The organism is Cupriavidus sp. UGS-1 (assembly GCF_021213615.1).
Lineage (GTDB): Bacteria > Pseudomonadota > Gammaproteobacteria > Burkholderiales > Burkholderiaceae > Cupriavidus.
In genome coordinates this window covers 85,621-101,676 of sequence record NZ_JAJQJF010000007.1, presented here as the reverse complement: position 1 = coordinate 101,676, position 16,056 = coordinate 85,621, and the positions used below count along the sequence as shown (strand labels likewise).

Below are 16,056 nucleotides of genomic sequence, written 5' to 3'. Positions count from 1 at the left end.
GCGTACCCGTTTCTGCGTACTCGCTTGACCGACCCTTTCGGACTTTCCGAACCTTTGCGTCCCCTTCGCTGATCTCACCCCGCTTCAGGAGGTACCCATGCAAATCGATCTCACCGGCAAGACCGCGCTGGTCACCGCCTCGACAGCCGGCATCGGGCTGGCCATCGCCATCGGGCTGGCGCGCAGCGGCGCGGCGGTCATCGTCAATGGCCGCAAGCAGGACACCGTCGAAGGCGCCATCGCGGACGTGGTGCGCGAGGTGCCGGGCGCCACGGTGCGCGGCGTCGCGGCCGACGTGGGCAGCGCCCACGGGTGCGATGCGATCGTGGCCGCGGAGCCGGCGGTCGACATTCTGGTGAACAACGCCGGCATCTACGGTCCGCGCGATTTCTACGAACTGAGCGACGAGGACTGGGCCCGCATCTTCGATGTCAACGTGATGTCCGGCGTGCGGCTGGCGCGGGCGTATACGGCCGCGATGGCGGCCAACGGCTGGGGCCGCGTGGTCTTCATCTCGTCGGAGTCTGCGCTGAACACGCCGGAGGACATGATCCACTACGGCTTCTCGAAGACCGCGCAGCTGGCGGTGTCGCGCGGCCTCGCCAAACGGCTGACCGGTACCGGCGTCACGGTCAACGCGGTATTGCCAGGGCCAACGCTGTCCGACGGCCTGCGCGAGATGCTGCGCGAGGATGCCGACAAGGCAGGGCTGTCGATCGAGGAAGCGGCCGCCGAGTTCGTCAAGGCGCATCGGCCCAGCTCGATCCTCCAGCGCGCGGCCACGGTGGAGGAAGTCGCCAACATGGTGGTCTATGTCTGTTCGCCGCAGGCATCGGCGACGACCGGCGCCGCGTTGCGCGTCGACGGCGGCGTGGTCGATACCATCGCTTGATGCCGGGGCGCGAGCGGGCGGCATCCGCGCGGCGATGGCGAGACGTCGAGACATCGGAGACCCTTGATTCGACTGAGGTTGTGTACGCAGAAACGGGTACGCACGGCACGCCACGCGGCATCGGACGGCGTTCGCACGACGCAGAAACGGGTACGGTGCGGCCCCGCATTCGCACGTGCCCGGTGCGGATGGCCCGCCCGATTCATGCCGTGCCCGGGCCTGGCTTTGGTCCGCAAGGTGCACTGTGTGCCGGCAACTGGGCCGGCAATTGGGCGGGCAGTAGGGCCGGCAGTAGGGCTGGCCATGGGGCTGTCGATGCGGCCGCCAATCGGCTCCAGTCGGCTGCCAGTCGGCTGCCAATGCGGCCCGCAGAAACGGGTACGCGCGCCGAAAGCCGTGCGCAGAAACGGGTACGCTTTGGCGCCCATGCATGCGCGGCAGCGATGAAACGAAAACACCGGCGCGCATGGCGATGCCATGCCGCGCCGGTGTCGTTGTTTCAGACCTGTATCAGACGGATATCAAACCTCGGCCGGCTCCGATGCGGCGGCGCGCGCGGCAATCACCGGCGCGAGCGGAGGCGCCATCCGTGGCGCCTGCGGCAGCGGACCGCAAAAGCCGAAGTCCACTTCCGGCACGCGGCCGCTGATCAGTTCGGCGATCGCGCGTCCCGAGCCGCAGCCGTGCGTCCAGCCCAGCGTGCCATGGCCGGTGTTCAGGTACAGCCCCTGCACCGCGCTCGCGCCGATATACGGCACGTTGCCCGGCGTCGCGGGACGCAGGCCGGTCCAGTAGCGCGCCAGTTCGGGCCGGCTGACACCGGGGAAGATCTCCAGCGTACGCCGCACGATGGCCTCGCAGCGCACCGGGTTCAGCTCCATCGAATAGCCGTTGAGCTCGGCGGTGCCGGCGATGCGCAGCCGGTCGCCCAGCCGCGAAAACACCAGCTTGTACTCGTCGTCGGTCAGGCTGACGCTCGGCGCGCGCTCGGGATCGAGCACCGGCAGCGTGGCCGAATAACCCTTGGCCGGATAGATGTCGAGCTTGACGCCCAGCGGACGCGCCAGCATCGGGCTGAAGCTGCCGAGCGCGAGCACATAGGCGTCCGCCTGCTCGACGGTATAGGCGCCGGTCTCGTCGGCGATCTCGACCCCACGCATGCGGCCGCCTTCGGCCAGCAGCCGCTGCACGCGCACGCCATAGCGGAAGTGCACGCCGCGCGCCTCGCACAGCGCGGCCAGTCCGGTGGTGAAGCGATGCACGTCGCCGGACTCGTCCTCGCTGGTGTAGGTGGCGCCCGCCAGCCGCGGCGCGATCGACGCCAACGCGGGTTCCAGCTTCACCACTTCGTCGGGACCGATCACGCGGCGCTCGCAGCCGAGCTCGCGCATGATGCGCGCCGGCTCGATCGCCGCGTCGAATTCCTTCTGGCTGGTATAGAAGTGGAGGATGCCGTGGGTCAGGTGGTCGTACTCGATGCCGGTCTCGGCGCGCAGCGCCTGCAGGCTGGCGCGGCTGTAGGTGCCGAGATTGAGCAGCTGGATCATGTTGCGGGTGGAACGCCGGGCCGGACATTCGCGCAGGAATTTCAGGCCCCACGACCATTGCGCCGGGTCGGCGCGCAGGCGGAACAGCAGCGGCGCGTCCTCGCGTCCCAGCCAGCTGAGCAGCTTCAGCGGCGCCGACGGGTTGGCCCAGGGCTCGGCATGGCTGACCGAGATCTGGCCGCCATTGCCGAAGCTGGTTTCGCGTGCCGCGCCGGCATTGCGCTCGAGCACCACGACCTCGTGGCCGGCCTTGGACAGATACCACGCCGAGGCCACGCCGATCACGCCGGCTCCCATCACGATGACTTTCATTTCAGGCTCCAGGATGCAAAAAGGGGCAGCCGGCCGGCATCGTCGATGCCAACCCGGCTGCCCCCACTGTCCTTTTGCCTGAGAGATTCACCGCGTCCGCCCCGGACCCGGCTTGCCCCTTCGGCGGCCGTCATCGTCAAATCATGATGGCGGCGCTCTCCAGTTCGTTGTCGTCTCCAGTCTTCGGTACCTGAGCGTTTCGGGGGTACGCCTTCGGCAGCGCTGCCGCCGCGCTGTCGCGGCAGGCTCGCTTTCTCCTGGATGGGCGGACAGTAACACGGCGCGGCGGCGGCCGCAACGCGAGTTACTGACGCCCGGCGGGCGGCGTCCCCGCCTTGCGGGCCTGCTTGTTGGCGTACATCGCCTGATCGGCCTGCGCCAGCAGATCGGCGATGCCCGCATGGCGGGCGGGATCGAACGCGACCGCGCCGGCGCTGAAGTCGAGCCGATAGCCGCGCTGGCTCTGCGCGTTGTGTGCCTCCACGCCTTGCCGCAGCCGGGCCAGCATCGCGTCGCACTGGTCGGCGCAGGCGTCGACCAGCAGCACGACGAACTCGTCGCCGCCGAGCCGTCCGATCAGGTCGGACTGCCGGAACGCCTGGCGCAATTGATCGGCAAAGGCGGTCAGCGCCAGATCGCCCTCCGCGTGGCCGAAGCGGTCGTTGATGGCCTTGAAGCCATCCATGTCGAAGAACAGCAGCGTGGCCGGCATCCGCTGGCGCTGGCAGACCGCCAGCGCATGCTGCGCCAGCGCCGAAAAGCCGCGCCGGTTCGACAGCATCGTCAGGTCATCCATCGACGCCAGTTGCGCCGACTCCAGCTCCTGCTCGGCCAGGCGCCCCAGATCGTGCAGCAGCGCCTGGTCGTCCTTGTCGAACTCGCGCGGCGCGGTGTCGATCAGGCACAGCGTGCCGACCTTGGCGCCGCCGCGTACCGCGAGCGGGCAGCCGGCATAGAAGCGCACGCCGGGCGCGCCCGTGACCAGCGGGTTGTCGTGAAAGCGCTGGTCCTGCAGCGCATCGGGCACGATCAGCAGATCGTCGCGCAGGATCGCGTGGCCGCAGAACGATTGCTCGCGCGGCGTTTCGCGTACGGCCAGGCCGAACGAGGACTTGAACCATTGCCGCCTGGCGTCGACCAGGCTCACCAGCGCGATCGGCACGTCGAACAGCCGCCTGGCCAGGCGTGTCAGCCGGTCGAAGCGCTCTTCGGCGGCGGTGTCGAGGAGGTTCAGCGAATACAGCGCGTCGAGGCGCCGCGGGTCATCGGCGGGAATGGGAGCAGGAATCATCTCGTCAATGCGATCGTTGTTACCCCGATCGTCGTCGGCCCGTCTGGAGCGGGTTTGTCGCCGGCCGCCGCGGTGCCGCGGGGCCGGTCGATGGGTCGTTCAATGTGTGGGCGGCCGCATGCGCCGTCGTGGACGTGGCCGCCAGCACCGGTGCGCTGACGCTACACCTCGCGCGTCATCCCCTTCAGATCGATCCATTGTTCGAACTGCTCGGCGGTGACATGGCCCGAGGCGATTGCCGCCTCGCGCAGCGACAGGTTGCGGGCCACGGCCAGCTTGGCGATCTCGGCGGCCTTGTCGTAGCCGATATGCGGGTTCAGCGCGGTGACCGGCATCAGCGATCGCTCGAGCAGCTCGGCGATGCGCGCCCGGTCGGCTTCGACGCCGGCCACCATGTGTTCGGCGAAGCTGGCCGCCGCGTCGGCCAGCAGTGTAACCGACTGCAGCAGGCTGTACACGATGACCGGCTTGTAGGCGTTCAGCTCCAGCGTGCCGAGGCCGTTGGCCAGCGTGATCGTGGTGTGGTTGCCGATCACGCGGCAGCAGACCATCGCCAGCGCCTCGGCCTGGGTCGGGTTGACTTTGCCCGGCATGATCGACGAGCCGGGCTCGTTTGCCGGGAGCTGCAGTTCGGCAAAGCCCGCGCGCGGGCCGGAACCGAGCAGCATGAAGTCGCGCGCGATCTTCAGGAAGGACGAGGCCGTGGTGTTCAGCGCGCCGGACAGATCGGCGAGCGCGTCGTGCGCGGCCTGCAGCGCGTAGCGGTTGGCCGCCGGTTCGAACGGCAGGCCCGTGTAGTCGGCCAGCGCGCGCGCGAAGGCGGCGGCAAAGCCGGCGGGCGCATTCAGGCCGGTGCCGACCGCGGTGCCGCCCTGGGGCACCGGCATCGCGCGCAGCACGGCCTGGTGCAGCCGCGCCTGCGCATCGGCGACCTGGGCCTGGTAGCCGGAGAACTCCTGGCCCAGCGTCAGCGGCACCGCATCCTGCAGATGGGTGCGGCCCACCTTGACGATGTCGGCGAAGGCCTCGACCTTGCTGCCCAGCGTCTTCTGCAACGTCTCCAGCGCCGGCAGCAGCTGGCGCTGCACCGCGCGCGCGGCGGCGATATGCATCGCGGTCGGGAAGCTGTCGTTGGACGACTGGCTCGCGTTGACGTGGTCGTTGGGATGAACCGGACGCTTGCTGCCGACCTCGCCGCCGAGCAGCTGGATCGCACGATTGGCGATCACCTCGTTCAGGTTCATGTTGGTCTGCGTGCCCGAGCCGGTCTGCCAGACCGACAGCGGAAACTCGTCGGGCCACTGGCCGGCGATGATCTCCTCGGCGGCCTGTTCGATCGCCTGCGCCAGCGCCGCGTCGAGCACGTTCAGCTCGCGGTTCGCACGCGCCGCGCACAGCTTCAGGATCGCAAAGGCCTCGATCAGCGCGGGCGGCATCTTCTCGTTGCCGATGCGGAAGTTCTGGCGCGAGCGCTCGGTCTGCGCGCCCCACAGGTGGTCGGCGGGGACGGGTACCTGGCCCAGGCTGTCCTGTTCGATGCGGGTCGCTGGGGGCTGCTGGTCTGACATGACTGGCTCCTGTGAACGAACGATGCGGATCGGCCTTCTAGGATACGCCGCCGGGACTGCCGACGCCGCGCCGGCGCGCAAGCCGGCCTACGGGCGCGCCTCCCGCGATCGGTTCGCCAGCTCGGGCGGGCCGATCTCGAAGCGGCCGCGTCCGGCGTCCTTGGCGCGGTACAGCAGCGCATCGGCCTCCTTGGCCAGCTGCTGCCATGTCATCGGCGCGCCCTGGTACAGCGCGATGCCGATGCTGACATTGACGTCGACGAAGGCGCCCTCGATGAAGAAGCGGCGGCCCACCGCATGCAGGATCGCGCCGGCGACGCGCACCGCGACATCGGGCCGGTCGATGTCCTCCATCACGATGGCGAACTCGTCGCCGCCCAGCCGCGCCACCGCATCGCGCTCGCGCACGCAGCGCTGCACGCGCTTGGCAAAGCTCTGCAGCAACTGGTCGCCGGCCGCGTGGCCATAGTGGTCGTTGACCGCCTTGAAGCGGTCCATGTCCAGATACAGCAGCGCCATCAGCCGGTCCTGCGAGCGGCTGCGCGCCATCGCCTCGGCCAGCCGCGTCTCGAACGCGCTGCGGTTCAGCAGCTGCGTCAGATGGTCCAGGCGCGAGATCTGCGCGAGCCGCAGCGTCTCGAGCTTGCGTGCGGTGATGTCCTGCACATGGACATGCACCCCCTCGACGCGGCTGCCGTCGGCGCTCCACTCGGGCCGGAAATTGGTTTCGGTGCAGTGGTAGTCGGGATCGTGGAACTCGGTCTCGAACGTGACCGCGGTGCCGGCCAGCGCCTGCTGCAGATACGGCTGGATGCGGGCGTAGCGCGCCTCGCCCAGCAGTTCGCGCAGCGTCATGCCGCGCAGCTGGTCGAGCGGAATGCCGAAGGTGCGCTCGTAGGCGAGGTTGTTGAAGACGTAGCGCTCGTCGGTGTCGATGAAGGCCAGCAGCGACGGCAGCGTGTCGGTGACCGCGCGCAGGCGCGTTTCGCTGCGGTGCAGCTGTTCGCGGCGCTCGCGCACGTCGCGCATCAGCCGGGCGAACGCGCGCGCCAGCACGCCGATCTCGTCATGGCGATGGGTCGACAGCCGCTCGTAGGCCGACAGGTCGCGCGCGCTGTCGCGCACCACGCGCCGCAGCTGCGCCAGCGGCGCGAACATCCAGTGCACCGCGAACCAGTTCAGCACCGCCGCCAATCCCACCGCGACCGCCGACCACAACAGGAAGCGCTGCTGCATCGCGTGCAGCGGCTGGAAGGCCTCCTTGGCCGGCAGCACGGCGACCAGTTCCCAACCGGTGGTCGCCATCAGATAGCGTGCGATGACCGGCTCGCGCGGTGTCAGGAACTCCAGGGTCGCCGGCTGTGCCTGCACGCCGCAGGTCTCTCCCTGCGCGCGCGCCGGCCGCCCGACCTGCTGCTGCAGCCGGTGTTGCACGTAGACCGGCTGCGCGCCGGCCGATACCAGGCAATAGAAGCCGGTGCTGGCGATCGGGCTGTGCGGCACTTCCACCAGGAAGTTCGAGCGCGCCAGGTCGATCCAGCCGCCGACCAGGCCCAGGAAGGTCTTGTCGTCCGAGACGATCGGCACGGCCAGCAGCACGCCGACCGAACCGTCGGCGCGGGCGCGGATCGGCGGGCTGATCACCGGCGCCAGGGTGCGCGCGGCCTCGCGGAAGTAGGTGCGGTCCGCGACCGACACCAGGGTGCCGTCGCGGGCCAGCAGCATGCCCCTGGCATCGACCACGACGGCGCTGTTGAAGGTACCGGGAATCGGAATGGTGCGGCTGAGCATGGCCTGCAGCTGCGCGGCCGGCGCGTCCATCATCGACTTGAATTGCGGGGCCAGGTGCTCGAGCAGGATCAGGCGATCGTTGACCGCGGAATCGAGCTGCTCCGCCGTCAGCTTGACGACGGAATCCTGTTGCGCCTGCAGTGCGTCACGCAGATCGTCATGGGCCGATTTCAGCGAGCCCACCACGAGGGCGGCGCCGAGCACGGTCGACAGACCCGCGGTGACCAGCGCGATGCGCGTCGTCAACGACAGCGCGAACCGGGGACGACGCGTCGTGGCCGTGGCCGGGTCCTCGCGGCGATCGTCGTTCGGTGTGTCGGGCGGTCGTTTCAGCGCTACGTGCGGCGGTGCGTTGGGCGAGTCGTCGAGCAAGGGGGGACGGTTCATGCGTGCCCGCAAGGGCATTCCCCGGGTCGGCGGGTTCCGTAGGCGTCACCGTATCACATCGAGCGGCATGGTGCGAGTCGCGGCACACGGCCTGTCCCGCTGTCGCAAAGTGCATTTGGCGCGGTATAGTCCAAGCCGTGATCCGAGCCTGGACGCCAGCGGCATCGGTGCCGGTCACGACCTTGGCGCCAAGCCGCGCCGCTCCTATCCAGGCCGCACGGCCCCGCCATGCTATTGCGATGAAACTGCCTTCGCTTCCTCCCGCCGTCCTGGCTTTGCTCGTCGTGGCCGCCGGCGCTTGCGTCACCGCCGCGGCCGCCGTGCAGACCGCCGCGTGGAGCGAACGTGCCGCCGCCCAGCGGCTCGATGCGATGCTGTCGGCGAGCGTGATGGCAGTGCGCCAGCGGCTCGACACCGGCGAGCGCCTGCTGCGCGGCGCCAGCGGCCTGCTGGCGGCCGATCCCGACACGACGCGCGACCAATGGCGGGCTTATATGCTCGCCACGCAGGTCGACGATCTGCCCCCCGGCATCCATTCGGTCGGTTATGCCAGGTTGACGCAGGCCTCCGCGCTCGACGCGCTGGTCGAATCGGTTCGCGCCGAGGGCCTGCCCGCCTTCGACGTGTTCCCTCGGGGCGAGCGCGAGGTCTACGCACCGGGCGTCTATGTCGAGCCCTTCGCCGGCCGCACGCTGGGCGCGCTCGGCTTCGACCACCTGTCCGATCCGGCACGCCGGGCCACCGCGGAAGCGGCGCGCGATTCGATGCAGGCGCGCATGACGCCGCGCGTGGCGCTGCTGCGCGAGGCGCATCGCAGCGTCGCGGCGCAGGGTGCGGTGCTGTATCTGCCGGTCTACCGCAACGGCATGCCGGTCAATTCGGTGGAGGAGCGCCGGCGGGCCCTGCTCGGCTATGTCTATGCGGCCTACCGGCTCGGCGACCTGATGGCCGACGCGGCGGCGGTTCATGGCGGCAGGCTGTCGCTGTCGCTGTATCAGGGGCGGCCCTCCGCCGCCGATACCTTGCTGCTGGCCCGGGCAGGCGGCGAGGCGGCCCCCCGCAACCATTCGCATCCGCTGCGCCAGCTCGATCGCGAGCTGACGTTCGGCGGCCAGACCTGGACCGTACGCGCGACCACGCTGGCCGCGTTCGAGGAAGGCGGGCCCGGTGCGCCCGTGCCGCTGGTGATCGCGGCCGGCGCGCTCGGTACCGCGCTGCTCGGCTGGCTGGCGTGGCATCTGGCCGCGCGGCGCCGCGCCGCCGAACGCGCCAGGCAGTCGGCCGATGTGGTGGCGCAGCGGCATGCACGCCTGCTCGACCATGCACCGATCTGCGTGATCGCTTTCGACGGGCACGGCACCATCACGTCGATCAACCGGCCCGGCGAGCAGATGCTCTGGTACCAGGCGCACGAACTGGTCGGACGCATTCCATACAGCGCGCTGCACGAGCCGGGCGAACTGGCCGCGCGTGCCCGTGCCTTGTCCGCCGAGCTCGGCCAGCCGGTCGCCCCCGGTTTCGAAGCGCTGATCGCCAAGCCCCGCCTCGGGCTGGTCGACGAGCACACCTGGCACTACATCCGCAAGGGTGGCTCGACGCTGCCAGTGCAATTGACGCTGTTGCCGCTGTCCGACCCGGGCGGCGATGCCGGCAAGCGCCACGGCCAGTCAGGCCAGTCCGGCCAGTCCGGCCAGTCCCGGCAGGACGGTGCCGGCGGCTATCTGGCGATCGCCCATGACCTGACGGAGCGCCGGCGCGCCGATGCCTATATCGATCACCTCGCGCACCACGACACGCTGACCGGCCTGCCCAACCGCGACTATCTGAGCGGACGCGCCGACGCGTTGCTGCAGGCGATCGGCGCCCGCAATGGCCGGGTCGCGCTGCTGCTGATCGATCTGGACCAGTTCAAGCGCATCAACGATTCGCTGGGCCACCATGTCGGCGACGACGTGTTGCGCACCATGGCGGACCGGCTGCGCGCCGCCGTGCGCCGCGCCGATCTGGCGGCGCGGATGGATGGCGACGAGTTCGCGGTGGTGTTGTCGGACATTGCCGACGACAGCGAGGCGGAACTGGCGGCCGCCAAGATCGTCGCGCGGCTGTCGGAGGAACTGCGGCTGGGCGGCGTCAGGCTGCGGGTGGTGCCGTCGATCGGCATGGCGCTGTTTCCGAACGACGGCAATACCGTCGCCGACCTGTTGCAGGCGGCCGATGCGGCGCTGCATGCGGCCAAGCAAGGCGGCCGCGGCCAGGTGCGCCGTTTCTCGCCTGACATGAAGGAGGCGTCGCTGGCCCGCTTCACCATCGAGGGCCTGCTGCGGCGGGCGCTGGCCGAGCAGGAATTCACGCTGCGCTATCAGCCGCTGGTCGATACCGCCAGCCAGCGCATCGTTGGCGTCGAGACGCTGATCTCGTGGCACACCCCCGAACGTGGCGCGATGCAGCCGGCCCAGTTCATCCCGATCGCCGAGCAATGCGGGCTGATCGTGCCGATCAGCGAATGGGTGTTGGCCACCGCGTGCCGCGAGATCCAGACGCTGCGGATGCGCACCGGCATTGACCTGGAGGTCGCGGTCAATATCTCGCCGCCGCACCTGCAGCAAGAGGACTTCCCCGCGCTGGTCGATCGCTGCCTGCGCGAAAGCGGCCTGCCGGCCCGCAATCTGGCGATCGAGGTCACCGAGGGCATCCTGATCGAGGGTACGCCGCAGACGATCGACGCCTTCCGCGGCATTCGCGCGCTCGGCGTGGGCCTGTCGATCGACGACTTCGGTACCGGCTATTCGGGGTTGAGCTATCTGACGCGGCTGCCGATCAACAAGCTGAAGATCGACCGTTCCTTCGTCGCCAATCTCGCCGAGGACGACGGCAATGGCGAGGACCGGGCCGTGGTCGCGGCGATCATCGCGCTCGGCCATCAGTTGCGGCTGCAGGTCGTGGCAGAAGGCGTGGAAACCGCCGACCAGTTCCGCTTCCTGCGGGAACAGGGCTGCGACGCGGTGCAGGGCTTTCTGTTCGGCGCCGGCGTGCCGCTGGCGGAGCTGATCGAGCGCTGCGAGCGGGGCGTGGCGGTACAGGCCGTCTAGCGACGACGTGTCGGCGGCGCCCGCAGAAACGGGTACGTTTTGTCCCGGCATGCCGCCGGTTCGCGGCCGCCGTGCCGCCGCACCAAAAAAAGAAGCCGCCAGTTGCCTGGCGGCTCGTCGGGAATGCGTCGGAGGGGTCAATTAACTCTGGCGCAGGTCAGAGTTTAATTTCACTTAAGGCGTTTTGTCACTGCTTGTAATATTTACCCTTTCTTTTGTGGGGTCAAGCTGATGCCGTCGCGCAACAGTTGCGCCGTTACATCGGCAGAGCGGACGCCGGGACCATGCGGATGTCCGAAAACGGCTTGCCATTGGGCCGCGACGCGCGTCAAATCCGGCCATCTGCGCACATCCGCGCGCCTGTACCGGACGCCACGAGCGCCGATCCCGTCATGACCGCCGCCGATTTCCTCCGTCTGCTCTCGCTGTCCGCCATCTGGGGCGCCAGCTTCCTGTTCATTCGTGTCGGCGCGCCGGTGCTTGGCCCGCTGACCGCGGCCTTCGTGCGCGTGGTCATTGGTGCGCTTGCATTGGCGGCGATCCTGGCCGTACTGCGTATCCGCTGGGATATGCGTGGCAAACGGGTCCGCGTGATGATGCTGGGTGCGATCAACTCCGGCATTCCCTTCGTGATGTACTCGGTTGCCGCGCTGTGGCTGCCGGCCGGTTATTCGGCGGTGTTCAACGCGATGACGCCGCTGATGGGCGTGCTGATCGGCGCGTTGTTCTTTGCCGAACGGATGACGCTGGCCAAGGCCGCGGGCGTATTGATCGGCGTGGCCGGCGTGGCGGTGTTGACGCGGACCGGCCCGGTCGCGTTCAGCATGGAGGTGCTCCTCGGCGCTCTCGCTTGTCTTGCCGCGACCGCCTGCTATGGGCTGGCCGGCTTTCTGACGCGCCGCTGGATTGGCCAGCAGGGCGGGCTCGATGCGAGGCTGGTGGCGGCGGGGAGCATGGTCGGCGCGACACTGTTCCTGCTGCCGTTTTGCGTGGCGGCGCTTGTCCGCGAGAACACGCTGCCGGCCGCAAGCGCCGGCGTCTGGGCGGCGATGGCAGCGCTCGGCATTGTCTGCACCGCGCTCGCCTACATCCTGTATTTCCGGCTGATCGCCGATATCGGACCGGTGCGCGCGCTCAGCGTGACCTTTCTGATTCCGCCGTTCGGCATTGTCTGGGGCGCCGTGTTTCTGGGCGAGTCGCTGTCCTGGGCCCACGCGGTGGGCGGGGCGCTGATCGGCGTGGCGTTGTGGCTGGTGTTGAGGCCGGCGGCGGTGCCGGCGGTGCCGGCCGCGGGGCGGCCATGATCGGGCGGTGAACGATCATCGCGTGAGTTGGCGGCCGGCGGCCCAGGCCGCGGCGGCGCCGGCCTCGCGACTGCCATGTCCCGCAAGACCGGCGGCAACGTTGTAGCGCTCGCGCACCAGCATGATGACCTGCCGGGCATGCGGCAGGTCGCGCACGGCATCGTCATCGCACCGACCGGGAAAATCAACCTCCGCGCTCCAGTTGCAGCCGGTATGGTCGGGCCGGTGCACGCACACCGCGCGCAACTGGCAATCGTGGCAACCCGGCTGCTCGCGCAACTGCCGCGCCAGGATGCGTTTCAGTTCGGTCAATGGCTTGAACAGGCGTTCCATCGCGAAGCTCCATCAGGTGGGCTGGCATGCGAAGCGGCGGACAGTCAGAGAAGGGCGCTCGATGCGCCGGCGCGGAACGCGCGCCGGGCGACGGATGTTCCGGCTGCCGCGCCCTGGCCGGGCGCCCGGAAAGACACGCCATGCAGGGCACGGCGCCAGGAATAAAAAGGTGGCTTTGCTTGCCGACGAAGTTTGGCGATCAAGAAAGCGGGGTCTGGTTGCTTCCCTGATCCTCCGGCGACTGGCTACTGCCAAACGCTCCGCGGTACGGAGCGGTCCCCACAAAAGACGGTTGTCGGACGCCGCCAGGCGACGTCGCGGAATTCTTGCGGCAAGCGCTGGTGTCGCGCCACCGGCTGGTCTGCGCCTCGGTCCTGATACTCAGGTGTCGGCGTCGTCAGACAGTGATGCGATAGTAAATGAGAATCGATCGCATTACAAGCATTGATCGATGAGGGGAAACATACTGTTACATCTGCAGCACGCTGTCGATGTCTGGCGTGCCTTGGAGCGCGTGTTGTCTTCATGAAGTTCATGAAGTAGGATCGCCGATATGTAGCGTCACTGTCCGATCAAAAGGCTGTCCGATGAAGATCTATCGCACCCGATATAGGAGCGGCCACGGAGAACCGTCAGAAAACGTACGGCATCCATATGCCTACGGCACTTCCCTCTATGCCGGACGCCCGTTCCGCTATGGCGATGTCCTGATACTCAACCAGAGTGCGGCGATGTACGCGGATGCGGCACAGCCGCTACGGGTTACCGGCAGCCTTCCTCCACGCCATGAACCCTTCTCTCATAAGGTGAGGGCGAAGACGGAAGCAAGAGACGTTGGCACCGCGAAGCGATTTTCCACGACAGTACGCGTACTGCATCGGACCGCGACCTCCGATCCCTATGTGGCCCTCGCCGTTGCCGTCCTTGAGCGGGTTCGGTCGCTTGCCCAACGTCGTGGCATCCAGCCGGACCAGCAAGCCGTCAACTCGGGCGCCGCCGAAATCGATACCTGGCTACGGGCCGCCGCCGAAGCCCTGATCGAACGCGGTTCCGATCCATTGCAAGCGGCTCGTGACCGGGGCCGTCATCAAGCCCTCGCTGAACTGCAAAAGCCGGACAACCTGACACTGCGTGATGCCTCGATCTACTCGGGCCGCTCGGACGGCGCTATCAACGAAGCGCGATTGAAAGGGCGGCTCTACGCGCTGGTGCCTCCTGGCAAGCAAAGGGGTCTGCGCTATCCGCAGTGGCAGTTCGACGCGGAGCCGGAGCGCCTTGCCGCCGTGCTCGCGCCCTTCGTCCAAGCCAATGCCAGTTGCTGGGTAGTGCACAACTTTATGCAAAACGCGCTGGACGGCCTTGGCGGACTAAGCCCGATGGCGTGGATACTTGACGCGTCCCGGCCGATAGCCGCGGTCGTCGAGGCGGCGCTCAGCCGGTACAACGCCGATCAAGGGGCGGCTTGATGTCGGCCTTTACCGCGGAGGAGCTGGACTGCCCGTTGCCTCCGGCGGATCTGGCAGAGCGCTCGATGCCGGAAATCGAGCTGGATCTCGGCAAAACGCCGCTATGGCGAATTCACCGGTCGATCTTTGGACCGATTCACTACACCCGAAAGTCGCTGGGCGGCATTCCCTATCGCTTCGACGCCGCAAACGATGAGTTCGGCGTGCTGTACGCCTCTCCGAGCTTCGCCGCGTGCATGGCGGAGGGAGTGATCAGGGACAGGCTGCAGGGCAAGCTCCTGCCGCTGCTGCTCGATGAAGCAGAGCTATCGACACGAAGCATTGCGGCACTGGCAATCGGGCGGAGCCAGCCGCTGCGCCTGGCTGATCTGACCAAGCCGCACCTGCACCTGGGCATGGACAACCGCGTGCTGACAACGACGGACTATCGCGGGCCGAATCTATGGAGTTCGGCGATCTACAAGGCGTATCCGCACATCGAAGGTATCTATTTCACGTCGCGGTTTGCCAATGAACCGAGTGTCGCGGTGTTCGACAGAGTTCGGTTGATCCAGCGAGGAGACTCGATTCCCTTGTTGCGCTTCCACATGCTGCCGGAATTCCTGGACCGCAACGGAATCGGCCTCGCGCCGCCATCAAGCCCATGGGACGAGTGACGGCGGCGCATGGTGGATCGAGATGGCCGATGCTGCGGATGCGGATGTCGATCCCCGGACGGTCCAGCATCCGGATCTCAGCGCATCAATACTTCCACAAGATCTTCTGCAGCTCGCGCGTGTCGTTCGTTTTGGTCAGCGCCAGCGCGGCCAGGATGCGCGCCTTCTGCGGCAGCTGGTCGTCGACCACCACCCAGTCGTACTTGTCGTCGGGCTGCTCGCCGTTGCGGATCACGATGCCGCTGCCGGTGCGAGAGGCGCGGATGATCTGTACGCCCTTGGCGCGGGCTGCCTTCAGCGGTTCGACCATGTATTCGCCGACGCTGCCATTGCCGGTGCCGGCATAGACGATCGCCTTGGCGCCGTTCCGGACCGCTGCGTCCACGCTTGCCGGATTCGCGTTGCCGTAGGCATAGACGATTGCCACTTCGGGCAGGCGGTCGATGCGGTCGATGTCCCATTCGGTCGCGGTGGTGTGCGGACGCGCCGGCAGGCGGTAGTACAACGTGCGGCCCTCGACCACATAGCCCAGCGGGCCGAACGGCGAGCGGAAGGTCTCGGTCTTGAAGGTATTGCTCTTGGTGACGTCTCGGCCCGTGTGGATCTCGTCGTTCAGCACCACCAGCGTGCCCTTGCCCTTCGACTCGGGGCTGGAGGCGACCAGCACCGCGTCGTACAGATTCAGCGCGCCGTCGGCGCCCAGCGCCGTACCCGGGCGCATCGAGCCCACCACCACCACCGGCTTGTCGCTCTTGAGCGTCAGGTTCAGGAAGTAGGCGGTTTCCTCGATGGTGTCGGTGCCGTGCGTGATCACGACGCCGTCGACGTCCGGCTGCTTCAGCAGTTCCGACACGCGCTTGCCCAGCTTGAGCAGGCGCTCGTTGTTGAAGCTCTCCGAGCCGATCTGGAAGATCTGCTCGCCCTTGACGTTGGCAACCTTCGAGATCTCCGGCACCGACGCGATGATCTTGTCGACCGGCACCACCGCCGACTGGTAGGCGGCGGTATTGATGGCCGAGGCGCCGGCGCCGGCGATGGTGCCGCCGGTGCCGACGATCACGATATTGGCCTTGCGGGCCTGGCTTGGCGCCGTCGCAGCGGGAGCCGTGGTGGCTGCCGGGGCAGCCGGTGCCGCAGGCGCGGCAACGGTTTGAGCTTGGGCTGCGCCGGTGAGCAGTCCGGCGCAAAGCAGCAGCGCGGCGATCGGGCGGACGAGGTGAAGGGTGGTGGTACGGGCCATGATGCTCCTCTGGATGGATGGCTTCGCGTCGCCTTGTGAGCGCGCGGCCGTGTGCAACTGTCCTTGTTCGTATTGGATTCCCTGCGCCTGCCGGGCCGGCTGTTCACCGGTTCACGTCAAGCGCAGAGCGTGGACTATACACACGACGCCGCAGGCCATCCAGAGCCACCCAGCGGTTCT

11 protein-coding genes and 1 riboswitch are annotated in these 16,056 nt (G+C 68.0%); of the genes, 5 read left to right on the top strand and 6 right to left on the bottom strand.

Annotated features, from left to right (window positions below; translation table 11 throughout):
• Positions 1-97 precede the first annotated feature (97 nt).
• Complete coding sequence (locus LRR16_RS11725) at positions 98-892, top strand: SDR family NAD(P)-dependent oxidoreductase (RefSeq protein WP_006577936.1); 795 nt, start codon at positions 98-100, stop codon at positions 890-892.
• A gap of 521 nt (positions 893-1,413) precedes the next feature.
• On the opposite strand, the gene LRR16_RS11720 is transcribed toward LRR16_RS11725, so the two are convergent.
• The 4 genes from LRR16_RS11720 to LRR16_RS11705 all read right to left on the bottom strand — a co-directional run bounded on the left by LRR16_RS11720 (position 1,414) and on the right by LRR16_RS11705 (position 7,788).
• A complete protein-coding gene (locus tag LRR16_RS11720) occupies positions 1,414-2,751 on the bottom strand; it encodes a D-amino acid dehydrogenase (RefSeq protein WP_232205940.1) in 1,338 nt (445 codons plus the stop codon).
• A gap of 56 nt (positions 2,752-2,807) precedes the next feature.
• Positions 2,808-2,924: riboswitch (glycine riboswitch) on the bottom strand.
• A 131-nt stretch (positions 2,925-3,055) separates the two neighbouring features.
• Positions 3,056-4,042, bottom strand: a complete 987-nt coding sequence (locus LRR16_RS11715; protein WP_064576792.1) for a diguanylate cyclase — start codon at positions 4,040-4,042, stop codon at positions 3,056-3,058.
• Positions 4,043-4,203: 161 nt separating this feature from the next.
• Positions 4,204-5,610: a class II fumarate hydratase gene (gene fumC, locus LRR16_RS11710; protein ID WP_006578465.1), complete on the bottom strand. Its 1,407-nt coding sequence runs from the start codon at positions 5,608-5,610 to the stop codon at positions 4,204-4,206.
• Between the two features lie 87 nt (positions 5,611-5,697).
• Positions 5,698-7,788, bottom strand: coding sequence for a diguanylate cyclase domain-containing protein (locus LRR16_RS11705; protein ID WP_082928628.1), 2,091 nt, complete (start codon positions 7,786-7,788; stop codon positions 5,698-5,700).
• 284 nt (positions 7,789-8,072) lie between these two features.
• Between LRR16_RS11705 and LRR16_RS11700 the strand changes: the two genes are divergently transcribed.
• Positions 8,073-10,877, top strand: coding sequence for an EAL domain-containing protein (locus tag LRR16_RS11700; RefSeq protein WP_232205939.1), 2,805 nt, complete (start codon positions 8,073-8,075; stop codon positions 10,875-10,877).
• Positions 10,878-11,269: 392 nt separating this feature from the next.
• On the top strand, positions 11,270-12,181 hold the full coding sequence (locus tag LRR16_RS11695; RefSeq protein WP_232205938.1) for a DMT family transporter: 912 nt from the start codon (positions 11,270-11,272) through the stop codon (positions 12,179-12,181).
• Between the two features lie 15 nt (positions 12,182-12,196).
• Here LRR16_RS11695 and LRR16_RS11690 read toward each other — a convergent pair whose 3' ends face one another.
• Positions 12,197-12,514 carry a hypothetical protein gene (locus tag LRR16_RS11690; protein ID WP_023263658.1) on the bottom strand — a complete coding sequence of 106 codons (318 nt, stop codon included), beginning with the start codon at positions 12,512-12,514 and terminating at the stop codon, positions 12,197-12,199.
• A gap of 587 nt (positions 12,515-13,101) precedes the next feature.
• Here LRR16_RS11690 and LRR16_RS11685 point away from each other — a divergent pair.
• Positions 13,102-13,980, top strand: a complete 879-nt coding sequence (locus LRR16_RS11685) for a hypothetical protein (RefSeq protein WP_232205937.1) — start codon at positions 13,102-13,104, stop codon at positions 13,978-13,980.
• Positions 13,980-14,636, top strand: coding sequence for an RES family NAD+ phosphorylase (locus LRR16_RS11680; protein WP_232205936.1), 657 nt, complete (start codon positions 13,980-13,982; stop codon positions 14,634-14,636). The genes LRR16_RS11685 and LRR16_RS11680 overlap by 1 nt, the downstream gene beginning before the upstream one ends.
• An 85-nt stretch (positions 14,637-14,721) precedes the next feature.
• Here LRR16_RS11680 and LRR16_RS11675 read toward each other — a convergent pair whose 3' ends face one another.
• On the bottom strand, positions 14,722-15,876 hold the full coding sequence (locus LRR16_RS11675) for an asparaginase (RefSeq protein WP_232205935.1): 1,155 nt from the start codon (positions 15,874-15,876) through the stop codon (positions 14,722-14,724).
• Positions 15,877-16,056: the final 180 nt, after the last annotated feature.

Bases quoted from the DNA above. Each gene is read 5' to 3' on its own strand.
- LRR16_RS11725 (WP_006577936.1), top strand. From the start codon at position 98: ATGCAAATCGATCTCACCGGCAAGACCGCGCTGGTCACCGCCTCGACA.
- LRR16_RS11720 (WP_232205940.1), bottom strand. From the start codon at position 2,751: ATGAAAGTCATCGTGATGGGAGCCGGCGTGATCGGCGTGGCCTCGGCG.
- LRR16_RS11715 (WP_064576792.1), bottom strand. From the start codon at position 4,042: ATGATTCCTGCTCCCATTCCCGCCGATGACCCGCGGCGCCTCGACGCG.
- fumC (WP_006578465.1), bottom strand. From the start codon at position 5,610: ATGTCAGACCAGCAGCCCCCAGCGACCCGCATCGAACAGGACAGCCTG.
- LRR16_RS11705 (WP_082928628.1), bottom strand. From the start codon at position 7,788: ATGAACCGTCCCCCCTTGCTCGACGACTCGCCCAACGCACCGCCGCAC.
- LRR16_RS11695 (WP_232205938.1), top strand. From the start codon at position 11,270: ATGACCGCCGCCGATTTCCTCCGTCTGCTCTCGCTGTCCGCCATCTGG.
- LRR16_RS11690 (WP_023263658.1), bottom strand. From the start codon at position 12,514: ATGGAACGCCTGTTCAAGCCATTGACCGAACTGAAACGCATCCTGGCG.
- LRR16_RS11685 (WP_232205937.1), top strand. From the start codon at position 13,102: ATGAAGATCTATCGCACCCGATATAGGAGCGGCCACGGAGAACCGTCA.
- LRR16_RS11680 (WP_232205936.1), top strand. From the start codon at position 13,980: ATGTCGGCCTTTACCGCGGAGGAGCTGGACTGCCCGTTGCCTCCGGCG.
- LRR16_RS11675 (WP_232205935.1), bottom strand. From the start codon at position 15,876: ATGGCCCGTACCACCACCCTTCACCTCGTCCGCCCGATCGCCGCGCTG.